At 69.5% G+C, this 12,418-nt stretch carries 14 protein-coding genes and 1 pseudogene; 4 read left to right on the top strand and 11 right to left on the bottom strand.

The features are described 5' to 3' along the window. Positions 1-257: 257 nt before the first annotated feature. The 5 genes from O7624_RS27485 to O7624_RS27465 form a co-directional block, all read right to left on the bottom strand. On the bottom strand, positions 258-854 hold the full coding sequence (locus O7624_RS27485) for an LUD domain-containing protein (protein ID WP_282237872.1): 597 nt from the start codon (positions 852-854) through the stop codon (positions 258-260). After that, a complete protein-coding gene (locus tag O7624_RS27480) occupies positions 851-2,260 on the bottom strand; it encodes a lactate utilization protein B (protein ID WP_282240774.1) in 1,410 nt (469 codons plus the stop codon). Before O7624_RS27480 ends, O7624_RS27485 begins: the two co-directional genes overlap by 4 nt. A 17-nt stretch (positions 2,261-2,277) precedes the next feature. Then, positions 2,278-3,051 (bottom strand): (Fe-S)-binding protein, encoded by a 774-nt coding sequence (locus O7624_RS27475; RefSeq protein WP_282237871.1) that lies wholly within the window; start codon positions 3,049-3,051, stop codon positions 2,278-2,280. 1 nt (position 3,052) lies between these two features. Continuing rightward, positions 3,053-3,511 (bottom strand): FGGY-family carbohydrate kinase, encoded by a 459-nt coding sequence (locus tag O7624_RS27470; protein ID WP_282237870.1) that lies wholly within the window; start codon positions 3,509-3,511, stop codon positions 3,053-3,055. 69 nt (positions 3,512-3,580) lie between these two features. Next, positions 3,581-4,582 carry a WYL domain-containing protein gene (locus O7624_RS27465; protein WP_198413264.1) on the bottom strand — a complete coding sequence of 334 codons (1,002 nt, stop codon included), beginning with the start codon at positions 4,580-4,582 and terminating at the stop codon, positions 3,581-3,583. A gap of 9 nt (positions 4,583-4,591) precedes the next feature. Here O7624_RS27465 and O7624_RS27460 point away from each other — a divergent pair, with 9 nt between their 5' ends. Next, entirely contained in the window at positions 4,592-5,530 is a 939-nt protein-coding gene (locus tag O7624_RS27460) for an alpha/beta hydrolase (RefSeq protein ID WP_282237869.1), read from the top strand. Positions 5,531-5,740: 210 nt separating this feature from the next. Here the strand turns inward: O7624_RS27460 and O7624_RS27455 are convergent, their stop codons facing one another. Continuing rightward, on the bottom strand, positions 5,741-6,385 hold the full coding sequence (locus tag O7624_RS27455; protein ID WP_282237868.1) for an alpha/beta hydrolase: 645 nt from the start codon (positions 6,383-6,385) through the stop codon (positions 5,741-5,743). Here O7624_RS27455 and O7624_RS27450 point away from each other — a divergent pair. After that, positions 6,384-6,509: a hypothetical protein gene (locus O7624_RS27450; RefSeq protein ID WP_282237867.1), complete on the top strand. Its 126-nt coding sequence runs from the start codon at positions 6,384-6,386 to the stop codon at positions 6,507-6,509. The two genes, O7624_RS27455 and O7624_RS27450, sit on opposite strands and share 2 nt — an antisense overlap. Before the next feature lies 1 nt (position 6,510). Here O7624_RS27450 and O7624_RS27445 read toward each other — a convergent pair whose 3' ends face one another. Next, positions 6,511-7,068 (bottom strand): dihydrofolate reductase family protein, encoded by a 558-nt coding sequence (locus O7624_RS27445; protein WP_282237866.1) that lies wholly within the window; start codon positions 7,066-7,068, stop codon positions 6,511-6,513. Positions 7,069-7,136: 68 nt separating this feature from the next. Continuing rightward, positions 7,137-8,042, bottom strand: a complete 906-nt coding sequence (locus tag O7624_RS27440; protein WP_282237865.1) for an oxidoreductase — start codon at positions 8,040-8,042, stop codon at positions 7,137-7,139. A 133-nt stretch (positions 8,043-8,175) separates the two neighbouring features. Between O7624_RS27440 and O7624_RS27435 the strand changes: the two genes are divergently transcribed. Continuing rightward, entirely contained in the window at positions 8,176-9,102 is a 927-nt protein-coding gene (locus tag O7624_RS27435; RefSeq protein ID WP_282237864.1) for a helix-turn-helix transcriptional regulator, read from the top strand. 50 nt (positions 9,103-9,152) lie between these two features. On the opposite strand, the gene O7624_RS27430 is transcribed toward O7624_RS27435, so the two are convergent. Further along, positions 9,153-9,707, bottom strand: coding sequence for a GrpB family protein (locus tag O7624_RS27430; RefSeq protein WP_282237863.1), 555 nt, complete (start codon positions 9,705-9,707; stop codon positions 9,153-9,155). A gap of 180 nt (positions 9,708-9,887) precedes the next feature. Continuing rightward, the gene (locus O7624_RS27425) at positions 9,888-10,802 is read right to left on the bottom strand and encodes an AEC family transporter (protein WP_282237862.1); all 915 of its coding nucleotides are present in this window, start codon (positions 10,800-10,802) and stop codon (positions 9,888-9,890) included. Positions 10,803-10,987: 185 nt separating this feature from the next. On the opposite strand from O7624_RS27425, the pseudogene O7624_RS27420 reads away from it, so the two are divergent. Continuing rightward, positions 10,988-11,614, top strand: a pseudogene (locus O7624_RS27420) (histidine phosphatase family protein). Between the two features lie 24 nt (positions 11,615-11,638). Here the strand turns inward: O7624_RS27420 and O7624_RS27415 are convergent. After that, on the bottom strand, positions 11,639-12,406 hold the full coding sequence (locus O7624_RS27415; RefSeq protein ID WP_282237861.1) for a class I SAM-dependent methyltransferase: 768 nt from the start codon (positions 12,404-12,406) through the stop codon (positions 11,639-11,641). Positions 12,407-12,418: the final 12 nt, after the last annotated feature.

The raw sequence follows: 12,418 nt of genomic DNA, 5'->3' as shown, positions 1-12,418 counted from the left end.
GCCGCCGTACGACCGCATGGCGCAAGAGGCACGCACCCGGGGCTGGAGCGTCGCAGAGGTTCCCGGCGGACACCTCCATCAACTCATCGACCCCGACGCGGTGAGCGCTCACCTCCCCGCCCGGGCGTCGTGTCAGGGTGGGCGTCAGCGTCCGGCCACATCGGGCAGTTTCGCCGGTGGTTAACGGATACCCCCCGCCGCCCCCGTTTGGGGTCGGCGGGATGCCGTCGCCGGTGGTCAGCCGATGCCGGGTGAACTCAGGGCAGCAGGATGACGTGCAGGGTGCGGGGGCCGTGGACGCCCTCGACGCGGTTGAGTTCGATGTCGCTGGTGGCTGACGGGCCGCTGATCCAGGTCAGTGGTCGGTGCGGGGCGAGCCGGGTGAGTGCCTGCGGCACGTTGGCGACGACCTGGGCAGCGCGGACCACGCAGATGTGCAGGTCGGGTAGGAGGCTGAGGACGCGGCGTCCCTGGTCGGGTGAGCCGTCCAGCACGACGGTGCCGGTGTCGGCGATGGCGACGGCGGCGGCGGTGATCACGCCGTCGGCGGCGGCGATCTGCTTGTTGTCGAGGTCGTCGTCGGGCAGGGCGGTCACCGTCGCCGGCAGCCAGGCCGGTGGCAGTGCCGGTGGTACGACGACGGTCGCGCCGGTCGGCAGGATGGCGGCGACGGTGTCGGCGACGGCCGTCTCGGCGACCCGGTGCACGTGGGCGCGGTAGTCGGTGAGCCGGTCGACCAGCCGGTCGAGGTCGACCGCGCCGTCGCGCCGATAGTCACGTGGCACCTCGACCGGGGCCGGCGCGGGATCGAGGGCGGCCCGCAGCCGGGCGAGGATGATCTCCCGGGCACTCACCGCTGCGCCCACCACTGCCGGAAGGTCTGCGCCGGTACCTCGGGCAGGTCGCGGCCGGCGGTCCAGCCGGACAACGGCGGCGGCAGGCCCCGACCACGCCGGCCGGCCAGCCGGCTCAGCCGGGTCGCGCGCTGCGCCGCCGCGTACAGCGCCGGGTGGTCCATGGCGTACGCGGCGGCGGCCATCGCGGCCGACTCACCGCGCGGATGTGGCGCCTGGCCGCGCAGGTGCACCAGCAACTCCGGAATGTTGATCTTCACGGGGCAGGCGTCGTAGCAGGCTCCGCAGAGCGACGACGCGTACGGCAGCGACGCGTTGTCGGCCACCCCGGTCAGCTGCGGGGACAGCACCGCACCGATCGGACCCGGATACACCGACCCGTACGCGTGCCCACCCGTGCGCTCGTACACCGGGCACACGTTCAGACACGCCGAGCAGCGGATACAGTGCAGCGCCTGCCGGCCCACCTCGTCTGCGAGCACCGCGCTGCGGCCGTTGTCCAGCAGCACCAGATGAAACGCCTGCGGCCCGTCACCCGGGGTGACCCCGGTCCACATCGAGGTGTACGGGTTCATCCGCTCCCCGGTCGAGGCCCGGGGCAGCAGTTGCAGGAACACCTCCAGGTCCCGCCAGGTCGGCACCACCTTCTCCACACCCATCACCGTGATCAGCGTCTCCGGCAGGGTCAGACACATCCGACCGTTACCCTCTGACTCCACCACCGCCAGGGTGCCGGTCTCCGCCACCGCGAAGTTCGCCCCGGACACCGCCACCGACGTGGACAGGAACGTCTGCCGCAGAAACCGACGCGCCGCCGCCGCGAGCACCGCCGGTTCGTCGGTCAACTCCGGATCCACTCCCGGCATCGCCCGCAGGAAGATCTCCCGGATCTCGGCCCGATTACGGTGAATCGCCGGCACCAGGATGTGACTCGGCCGATCGTCGCCGAGCTGCACGATCAGCTCGGCCAGGTCCGTCTCCACCGGCGCGATCCCGGCCGCTTCAAGGGCCTCGTTGAGACCGATCTCCTGCGTCACCATCGACTTGACCTTGATCACCCGGTCACTACCGGTGGCGCGTACCAGGTCGACGACGATCGCGTTCGCCTCAATGGCGTCGGCCGCCCAGTGCACCACTCCCCCGGCCGCGCTCACCCGGGCCTCCAACTGCTCCAACAGTTCCGGCAACCGGGCCAGCACGTCGGTCTTGATCGCGCTACCGGCCGCCCGCAACTGCTCCCAGTCCGGCACCTCACCGATCACACCCGCCGACTTCGCCCGGATCGTCGCCGTGGCGTGCCCGAGATTACGGCGCAACTGCGTGTCCGCCAGCGCCCGCCGGGCGGCAGCCGGGAACGGCTCCTCACCCCGCAGGTGCCCGACACCCGCCGGGGCGGTCGCCGGCATGCCGAGGAACGTCCGCCTCACGACCGCACCACCAGTTCATCCCGCTCGCCGGGGCTCTCGTCCTGTTCGGTCGAGGCCAGGATCTCGGCGAGGTGCATCGCACGCACCCCGCCACCCGACCGCGACAGCCCGCCACCGATGTGCATCAGGCACGACGCGTCCCCGGCCGTGCAGACCTCCGCACCGGTGGAGACAACGTGCCGCAGCTTGTCCGCCAGCATCGCCGTCGAGGTGTCCGCGTTCTTCACCGCGAACGTGCCACCGAACCCGCAACACTGCTCGGCCGCCGGCAACTCCACCAGATCCAGCCCCCGCACCGCCCGCAGCAACCGCACCGGCCGATCGGCCACCCGCAACATCCGCAGCGAATGACACGTCGGGTGGTACGTCACCCGATGCGGGAAGAACGCCCCCACATCAGTCACCCCGAGCACATCAACCAACAGCTCCGACAACTCGAACGTCCGCGCTGCCACCGACTCCGCCCGCGCCGCCAACCGGACATCACCGGCCCGCCGCGCCACCATCGTGTGCTGATGCCGTACCGACCCGACACACGACCCTGACGGCGCGACGATCACGTCGAACGGGTCGAAGGTCCGCACGTGCCGCCGCACCAACGGCACCGCCTGCTCCTGATAGCCGGTGTTCACGTGCATCTGCCCACAACACGTCTGCCCCGGCGGGAACACCACCTCATGCCCCAACCGCTCCAACAACCGCACCGTCGCCTTCGCCGCCTCCGGAAACAGGGTGTCCGCCAGACACGTCACGAACAACGCGATCCGCACCTCACACCCCCACCCGCCGCTCGGCTGCCCGCGCCGTCCCGGACCCGTCGCCAGGCTCGTAGCGCACGATCCGCTGAGTCTGCCGCACCAGCCCCCGCAACGCAGCAAGGTCACCACCGACCACGCCGGCCGCTCGCGCCTGGACCAGCAGGTTGCCGATCGCGGTGGCCTCCACCGGCCCGGCCAGCACCGGTAGCCCGCACGCGTCCGCGGTGAGCTGGCAGCGCAGGGCGTTGCGCGCTCCCCCGCCGACGATGTGCACCGCGTCGACCTGCCGGCCGGAGAGGTCCTGCACCTGACGCACCGCCCGGCGGTGGGCCAGGGCCAGGCTGCCAAGGACGCAACGGACGACGGCGGCCGGCGACTGCGGTACCGGCTGCTCGGCGAGTCGGCCCGCCTCGGTGATCCGGGCCGGTGTGTCGCCCGGGGGCAGGAACGTCGGCGCGTCGCTGTCGACCACGCTGCGGAATGCCGGTTTCGGCGGCGGCCAACAGGTCGCTCAGGTCCGGGTTCCCCAGGGCTGCCGGTCTCAGCCGTATCGCTCGACGAGCGTAGTGCCGATCGAGGCCAGGTGGTCGCGCACACCCGGAGGGCCGGTCACCTCGATCCATTCGACCAACCCGGCAAGCTCGCCAGCGAGTGTGCGTTCGTCGTTGCCGCGGATCACGACCTCGATGCGGCCGTCGGTCGTGGCGCCTCCCACCTCGAGCCGGCCCCCGAATCCTATCCGGAGCACGCCTATCCCCCGGGGCGCGCACACCGCCCGGGCTTCGAGGGGCGTTCGTTTGCGGTCGACCTCGTCGGCGATCGCGCGCCAACTCTCGGCGAGATCGAAGTCCTCGGGCCGGTGTACGGGATCGCAGGTCGGATCGGCGGACGAGACGCGGTCGATCCGGAAGGTCCGCCGTCCGGCCTCGGTGTTGGCGACGAGGTACCACGAGGGGCCCTTGGCGACGATGCCCAGCGGGTGCACGGTTCGCTCGGTTTCGGTCCCTTCGCGATCGACGTAGCCGAGCCGGACCTGAACCCCGCGGATCACCGCGTCTTGGAGCGCGTCGAGGAAACGGGGCGGTCGCGGCTCTCCCCGGCTCGCCCCCCATCGCTGCGGGTCCATCACGAGCGACGACGCTGCCGCCTCGGCCTGCGCCCGGAAAGGTTCCGGCAGGGCCTGGACGAGCTTGCGCAGCGCCGCTTTCACGGCCGGCGTCGCAGCCGAGGCCGGGCCAGCGACCAGGAAAAGGGCGCGGGCCTCACTCGCCGTCAATCCGGACAGGTCGGTGCGGGCACCGCCCACGAGGCGCCAGCCGCCGCCTCGACCCTGAATGGAGTACACCGGGACTCCGGCCATACCCAGCGCGTCGAGGTCGCGGCGGGCGGTGCGCTCGGAGATCTCCAACTCCCGGGCGACCTCCGCTGCGGTCACCTGCTCGCGCTGTTGCAGCAGCAGGAGGATGGCCATCAACCGGTCGGCTCGCACCTCGACAACACTTCCACGAAAACCGGTCAGGAGGTGACCGGTATCGGTCGGCATGATCCCGGCATGACAACCGAATTCCCCGAGCCGACCCGCGTTCCGGTCAACGGTGTAGAGCTCGAAGTCTTCGAAGCCGGCCGGCAGAACGCGGGGAACCCCATCGTGCTCTGTCACGGCTGGCCGGAGCACGCCTTCTCCTGGCGTCACCAGATGCCCGCCCTAGCCGCAGCGGGCTACCACGTCATCGTCCCGAATCAGCGCGGCTACGGCGACTCGTCCCGCCCGGCCGAAGTCACCGACTACGACATCGCACACCTGTCGGGCGACCTCGTCGCACTGCTCGATCACTACGGATACGACGATGCCACCTTCGTTGGCCATGACTGGGGTGCGGCCGTCGTCTGGGGCCTGACCCTGTTGCACCCGAGCCGCGTCAACAAGGTGATCAACCTGAGCCTGCCGTACCTCGAGCGCGGGGACAGGCCCTGGATCGAGTTCATGGAGGATGTGCTCGGTAGCGACTTCTACTTCGTCCACTTCAACCGACAGCCGGGCGTCGCGGACGCCGTGTTCGAGGAGAACACGTTCCAGTTCCTTCGGAACCTGTACCGGAAGAACGTGCCCCTCACAGAGCCGCAGCCGGGCAACGTGTGGATCAACCTCGCCAGAATGGAAACCCCACTCGGTGATCCCATCATGAGCGACGACGAGCTGGCCGTCTTTGTCTCCGCCTTCGAATCAACAGGTTTCACGGGCGGTCTGAATTGGTACCGGAACCTGGACCGCAACTGGCGTCTGCTCGCCGACGTGAACCCGATCATCCAACAGCCCACCCTCATGATCTACGGCGACCGCGACCCGGTCGCGAGGTCTGAAAGGCTGACGGAATTCGTGCCGAATGTGGAAGTGATCAGTCTGGATTGCGGTCACTGGATTCAGCAGGAGAAGCCGGAAGAGACGAACCAGGCGATTCTCAAGTGGCTGGACCAGCGGGATGCCGTCTAGCACCGCAGCAGGAGATCCGCTTCACGGTCCGCTGAGGGATTGCGGATTGTAGTCACTGATCATGCCCCTGCGCTGCGGGTTGGTGGCCCGACGCCACCAACCCGCAGGATGCGCCGCCCCTTGCCTGAGCGATCCGTCTCACGCCACCACGGACCTTCAACCTCCTCGGCGACACCGGTGCACAGCCTCCCGGCCCGCCCGTGGTAGGCGTCAGTGCCGCAGGTACGCGGTCAGCCGGTCGGCGAGTTGCCTCGGATGACTGAGCGCCAAAGCGTGGCAACCGTCAATCTCGTCCGGAGTCACGCCGAGCCGGTCGGCGGCCACCCGACGTTGGAAATCCGCCGGGAAGAACCGGTCCTCACGGGCGATGAGCACCTTCGTCGGCACGGCCGGCCAGGCGTCCAGGGGCCATGGCTCGTTCCACTCCGCGCTGACCTGGTCCCGGCCGTGCGCCGCAGCCTCAGCGACGATCTCGGCCGGTACGCCGTTGTAGAACTGCTGCTCCTCGCTGAGCCCTTCCGTGCCGCGGTAACCGGTGTTGTCCCACCAGTCCCCGGGCCGCTCACCCGGCAGCGGGACCATCGGCGTGAGCAGCACAATCAGCTGCACCGGTAGCTTGTCGGCAATCAGTGGAGCCGTGAAAGCCCCATACGAGTGCCCGACGACCACAAGGTCACTGCGGTCACCGATCGCGCTGACGACCGTTTCGCAGAACTCGGCGAAACCCGCAGACCTGTCCTCGATCGGCAGCTCCGGCGCCACCACGTCGTGGCCCGCTCCGGACAGCTCAGGGGCCAGCAGATGCCAGTCCCAGGCGCTGCCCCCGCCGCCGTGGATCAGAACGAAAGTCGCCATGCCCCGAAGCCTCACACACGGGTACGACAGCCAGCCGCACTGCCCGGTTCTCCACACCAGGTCGGCCACCGAAGACCTCACCCGCCAGCATGGCACCGCGCTGGCGGCGACCGGACTGCTGTGATTCAGCTGGCGCGGCGATAGTGCATGGCCACCGCACCGTTGCGCAGCGAATCCGCCGAGAGCAGCTCGAGCCGACGCGTGCCGGGAAGCCCGCCCTGGTACAGCGTCGGACCGTGGCCGGCGATCCTGGGATGGACGAGCAGTTTGTACTCGTCGATCAGGTCCAGCCGGTCGAGCTCGGTCGCGAGCTTGCCGCTGCAGAGGAGGACCCCCGCCGGGGTCGTGTCCTTGAGCTTCTGCACGCCCTCGCGTAGATCGCCGGCGATGTGGTGGCTGTTGGTCCACGGGAAGTCCTGGCGCGTCGACGACACCACGTACTTCGGTTTGGCCTCCAGCTTGACCGCCCACTCACGCAAGGCCGGCGGCGCCTCCACGTCGCCGCGGGCGACGGCAGGCCAGTAGCTCTCCATCATCTCGTAGGTGACCCGGCCCCACAGCATCGCGCCGGCCTCATCCATGAGACGGGTAAAAAGGGCATGCGTCTCGTCGTCGGCGATCCCCTCCTGATGGTCGACACAACCATCCAAGGTGACGTTGAGGCTGAAGGTCAGAAGTCCCATGTCTGGCGACTTTAACGCCCACCACCCTCGTCGCCGCCCCAAGCAGATGTCGACCACCGAGTGGTGGGTCAGGGATAGGTGACGCCGGTCAGGTCCTCGGCTGCCGCCCACAGCCGCTTGCCGACGGCCGGGTCGGCGGCCTCCCGGCTGAGCCGGGCCTCGGTGACCCTGCCCCGCGTCTCCCAGAGCCCGGACGGTCCGAAGAACTGGCCGCCGCGTACACCGGGCTCGGTCGCGGCGCACAACTGTGGCAGCGCACCCTGCTCCACCGGCTGGGTCGCCAGCAGCCCGGCCCAGGCGATCATTCGCCCGAACCGGCCACGGTGTTCCCAGGCGCGCGGAGTCAGGTTGGTGCGGGTGAGACCGGGGTGGGCCAGCGCGCTGACGATCGGCGCCCCGGCGGCGCGCAGGCGCCGGTCCAGTTCGATGCCGAAGATCGTGGTGGCGAGCTTGGACCGGCCGTAGGCGGTGGTTGCCCGATAGTCGCGTTCGAACATCAGGTCAGCGAAGTCCAGGTGCGCGCTCTTGTGGGTGATCGAGCTGAGGCTGACCACGCGGGCGTCCCGCGCCGCGGCCAGGTTCCCGAGCAGCAGACCGGTCAGGGCGAAGTGGCCCAGCATGTTGGTGGCGAGGTGCAGTTCGAATCCGTCGGCGGAGGTGCGGCGCGGGCCGAGCAGCACCACACCGGCGTTGTTGACGAGCAGATCGATAGCCGGGTGGTCGCCGGTCAGTTTCGCCGCGAAGGCCCGCACGGAGGCGAGGGATGCCAGGTCCAGCTCGCGGACCTCGACGTCGCCGCCGATCCGGCGGGCGACCTCCTCGCCAGCGGGAGTGCTGCGGACGGCAAGCACGACGTGGGCGCCGTGGCGGGCCAGTTCGGTGGCGGTGACCAGGCCGAGGCCCGAGTTCGCGCCGGTCACGACGGCGACCCGACCGTGCTGGTCGGGAATGCGGTCGGCGGTCCATCCGGTCATCTGCTGCTCCTGAGGGGTGTCGGTGCGCTGCGGCCGTCGACGTTAGGAGCGATCCGGGCCGGTTCCATCGTTCGCGGTTGCCTAGGTCTGCGGGACCTACCTTCGGCGGTCCGGGCCGCGGCACACTTGCGGCATGAACGGTCCTCATCCGTACGCTCGGGAGCTCGGCGACTTCCTCCGCGCGCGGCGTGGCCGGCTGCGTCCACACGACGTCGGCCTGGAGCCGGGTGGCCGGCGCAAGGTCACCGGGCTGCGGCGCGAGGAGCTGGCCCTGCTGGCCGGGCTGAGCACCGACTACTACCAGCGCATCGAGCAGGGCCGGGAGGTACGCCCGTCCGACGACGTCCTGGACGCCCTTGCCGGCGCGCTCAGCCTCGACCACAAGGAACGCCGGCACCTGTTCACCCTGGCCCACGCCGCCCGCCGGCCCACCCCCGCCCGCGTGAACCGCGATCCGGAGCGGGTACCGGAGAGCACCCGGCGCCTGCTGCGGGTGATGGACACCCCCGCGGTCATCCTCGGCCGGCATCTCGATCTGCTCGACTGGAACCCGATGGCGCAGGCGCTGCTCGGCGACCCGGACGCCTACCCGAGCGACCGGCTCAACATGCTTCTGCTGCTGTTCGACGACACGCTGACCGGCGAGCGGAGCTGCCCGGACTGGGAGCAGCAGGCTCTGGACTACATCGGCATGATGCGCGCCGCCGTCGCCACCGACCCCACCCACCCACGCGCCACCGCGATCGTCGGCGAACTGAGCATCCGCAGCGCCCACTTCCGGCGGCTGTGGGCCCGGCACGACGTACGGGAGTCGGTGAGCGGCACCAAGACCTTCCGGATTCCCGAGGTAGGCGACATCGTCCTGGACTGGGACACCTACCCCTTACCGGGAAACCCCGGACCCGTCATGCTCGTCTTCACCACCGAGCCGGGCAGCGCCGACGCCGACCGGCTACGACTCCTGGCATCGCTGCACGCGACCCGCGCAGCATCCACCAACACACACCCCTGCCGTACGGACAGGACCGCCGCCGGCCCCACCCCCAGCGCGACTTCATGATCGAGTGCGCGCTGATCCGCTCGGCCTTATCCGTCGGGTGTCGGAGACTGTCACGGTTTCCGGGAGTAACTGACGGTCGGAGCTTGCGTCCTGTCGCGCACGCCGAGGACCTCGTTGACGAAGTCGTCCTTATCGCGCGCGTAGGCCATGAGGTCGGTGCCGCGAGCGTGCGCGAGATCGCGCTTGAGCTGCTCGTACCGGGACCGGTAGTCCGCCCGGCACCGGAGCGCGTCGCGGAAGACGACTCGTCGCCGCCAGAGCAGGGAGGCCGGCTCGGTGAGATGAAGTTGGTGGGTACGTTCCCACCAGTTGTCGGTCTCCGGCTTGAAGAAGTAGTGCGCCTCTTCCGGACGGTGCACACCGTTGCGGTAGCCGAGAGCGGTCACCACCTCGATGGCGGCTGCCGCCTCTGACAGGCTGCGCACCGGTGCCATCATGTCGATGATCGGCTTCGCCGCCAACCCGGGAACCGATGTGGAGCCGATGTGCTCAACCGGCCCGACCAGCCATTGCGCCAGAGCGGCTTCGAGGCTGACCCGCTCCTGCTCGAATAGCGCAGCCCACTGCGGGTCGTACGGGCTGAGGGTAACCGGTGCGTGCTTCACGACAACTGCCTCTCAGTGCGAGTACGGACCGTGCGGTGCCTCATCGTCCCTTCTCTCACAGGTTCACTTCTCTGCCGCTATCCGCCATCCTGCTCTGACCGGACCAGGCCGTCTGACCAGCCTTTCCCGGAGTGCCCTCTTCCGCCGCCGTGATCGCTGAACGAGTCGCCGCTGACGGACCTACCCGAGCAGCGCCGCCACCGCGGCCAGGGTGGCCAGCGACAGCGTCGTGGTCACCATGACCGCCCGGTTGGCCACCGTCTCGCCGACGCCGTACTCCTGGGCGAAGATGAACGTGTTCTGCGCTGTCGGCAGGCCCGCGCACACCACCACGGCGAGCAGCTGCGGCGCGGACAGTTGCATGGCCAATCCGGCCGCGTACGCGATGACGGGCTGCACGACGAGCTTCAGCGCGGTGATCACGGCCAGCTCGGCCGGCTCGGCCCGGAACGGTGTCGTGCCGTGCAGCGACGCCCCGAGCGCGACCAGGGCGGCCGGAACCGCAGCGCCTGACAGCAGGGCGAGCGACGCATTGGCCGCCGACGGCAACTGCAGGCCGGCAGCCGAGCATGCGACGCCGAGCAGCGACGCCAGGATCACCGGATTGCGTACCGGCAGGGAGGCGATACGGCGAACCCGTACCCGCCCGGCCGGGTCGCGGTGCCGGTCCAGCGCGACCAGGATCACGGGCGTCACCACCAGCACCTGCAACAGCACCACCTCTGCCAGGAACGCCACATCGCCGAGAACCTGCGTGGCGATCGGGATGCCGAGGTTCGCCGAGTTCACGTACCCGGCGGCCATGCCCCAGATCGGCCGTTCGCCGGGCTCGCGACCGAACAGCCGACTCGCGCCGAGCCACCCGAGCCCGACGACCGCAGCCGTGCTCACCCCAAAGGCCAGCAGCGAGCGACCGGCCAGCCCGGAAAGCGGCATTCGGGACAGAGCCAGGAACAGCGCGGACGGCATCGCAAGGTGGAACACGAACCGGCCGAGCACCGACGCCCCCGTCTCACCCAGCAGGCCCCAACGACAGGCCGCGTAGCCGAGCGCGGTAAGGATCCAGATCGGTACGAATGCCGACACCAATCTCATACGGGCGTCACCGGCACACTGGTGTCGCGCCGGCTCAGGGACTGGCGGGCGTCTAGGGCGTACGAATGGTCGTGTCCGTAATCGATGCCCATCAGCCCGCCACCCGCCGAAGGCCGCCATCGCTGCGCAGCACGCGCCCCTCGGGAGCCTAACGGTAACGACCAGCGGCATGGCATCCTGCGCCCATGAGGAACCTGTACGTCGTCACGCACCCGGAGGCGACGCACCACGTCGATGGACTGGTCGGCGGTTGGTTCGATTCTGACCTGACTGCCCGCGGCCGTGCGCACGCTGAGCTCATCGCGCAGGCGCTCGCCGACCGGTTGTCGTCTGCTGCTGGCGTCGAGGTGTTCTCGTCCGACTTGCTGCGAGCCCGGCGGACAGCGGAGGTGATCGGCGAGCGGCTCGCAGCGCGCGTGGTGCTGGACACCGACCTACGCGAAAAGTCGTACGGCGAGGCAGGAGGACGCCCGCAGGCATGGCTGGACTAACGGTTCATACCGCCGCCCGCCAACGGTGAGCGGATGCGTCATGACGAGGGCGTATCCGGTGCTGAGACGAAATGGGAGCTGGCCGTACGCACCTACGCCGCGCTGGAGCGGATCCTACGGTCGAAGGCGGAGCATCAGGTCGTGGTGACCCACGGGGGAACGGCCACGTTCCTGCTCGCGGCCTGGATTGGCATGCCGATCGACGCGGCCGGTCTGGTGGGCATCCGCTTCTCCCCTGGAGGCATAACCCACCTGCGCGAGGACGACTACTTCCACAACCGCTGGATGGTCCAACTCAATGACACCCACCACCTGGCCTGACTGCCGCAATTCGCGCAACCCGGCTCATGGCGCGGCGGGGCGACGTGCCAACAGTGCGAACGTGTTCGGGAGACGACCGCGGAAAGCGGCCGCGTCGATGTCACCCATGCGCCAGAACGGCTCCGCATACTCCTCAAGGCACCGGACTTGCAGACCCGCCCTGACGACCGCGCTGACGGTCTGGCCGAGCGTCCACTGCCACATGACAGCCCCGTTCGCTGGGAAACTGTTGTCGTCGCAGACGAAAGAGCGCCCGAAGTAGCTGCGGTCGGGTCGGATGCGCGGCTCGTCCAGATCCCAGGTCCACAGCTCGGTCGCCGGGTGGCCCTCGTGGAGGAACAGGTGTCCGCCGGGCCGCAACAGGCGGGCCATCTCGACGGCCCAGGCATCGATGTCGGGCATCCAGATGAGGGCGCCCTTGCCCGTGTAGACCAGGTCCGCGCAGCCGTCGAGCAGCGGCACGCCGGGGACCGTCGCGATCAGGTAGCGGCAGGCGACACCGAGGGCGTCTGCGCGTCCCCGCGCGGCATGGACCACGGTCTCGCTGTAGTCGACCCCGATCACCTCACGAGCGCCGGCCTGGACCAGGGCGATGTCATCCTGTCCATTGCCGCTCTGTGGATGGACCACCACGGGCCGTGCCGTCAGAATGTCCCGGAGCAGCTCGAGTTCACTGGCGACAAGCGTGACGCCGGTCGCCGCCTCGGCCGACATCTCGTCGTAGGCGTGGAGTTGCTGCGCCTGGTACGCCTTGTCCCAAGCGGTGCGGTTGGCGAGCGTCATCTCGTCCATGCGGGAAACCTG

The organism is Verrucosispora sp. WMMD1129 (assembly GCF_029581255.1).
Lineage (GTDB): Bacteria > Actinomycetota > Actinomycetes > Mycobacteriales > Micromonosporaceae > Micromonospora > Micromonospora sediminimaris.
The sequence above is the reverse complement of the archived record's forward strand: the minus strand, read 5'-3'. Positions and strand labels throughout refer to the sequence as shown.

Excerpts from the sequence above, each read along its gene's own strand:
- O7624_RS27465 (WP_198413264.1), bottom strand. The coding sequence starts at position 4,582 with ATGCCGACCGATACCGGTCACCTCCTGACCGGTTTTCGTGGAAGTGTT.
- O7624_RS27480 (WP_282240774.1), bottom strand. The coding sequence starts at position 2,260 with ATGCCGGCGACCGCCCCGGCGGGTGTCGGGCACCTGCGGGGTGAGGAG.
- O7624_RS27445 (WP_282237866.1), bottom strand. The coding sequence starts at position 7,068 with ATGGGACTTCTGACCTTCAGCCTCAACGTCACCTTGGATGGTTGTGTC.
- O7624_RS27425 (WP_282237862.1), bottom strand. The coding sequence starts at position 10,802 with ATGAGATTGGTGTCGGCATTCGTACCGATCTGGATCCTTACCGCGCTC.
- O7624_RS27460 (WP_282237869.1), top strand. The coding sequence starts at position 4,592 with ATGACAACCGAATTCCCCGAGCCGACCCGCGTTCCGGTCAACGGTGTA.
- O7624_RS27450 (WP_282237867.1), top strand. The coding sequence starts at position 6,384 with ATGCCCCGAAGCCTCACACACGGGTACGACAGCCAGCCGCACTGCCCG.
- O7624_RS27440 (WP_282237865.1), bottom strand. The coding sequence starts at position 8,042 with ATGACCGGATGGACCGCCGACCGCATTCCCGACCAGCACGGTCGGGTC.
- O7624_RS27455 (WP_282237868.1), bottom strand. The coding sequence starts at position 6,385 with ATGGCGACTTTCGTTCTGATCCACGGCGGCGGGGGCAGCGCCTGGGAC.
- O7624_RS27415 (WP_282237861.1), bottom strand. The coding sequence starts at position 12,406 with ATGGACGAGATGACGCTCGCCAACCGCACCGCTTGGGACAAGGCGTAC.
- O7624_RS27435 (WP_282237864.1), top strand. The coding sequence starts at position 8,176 with ATGAACGGTCCTCATCCGTACGCTCGGGAGCTCGGCGACTTCCTCCGC.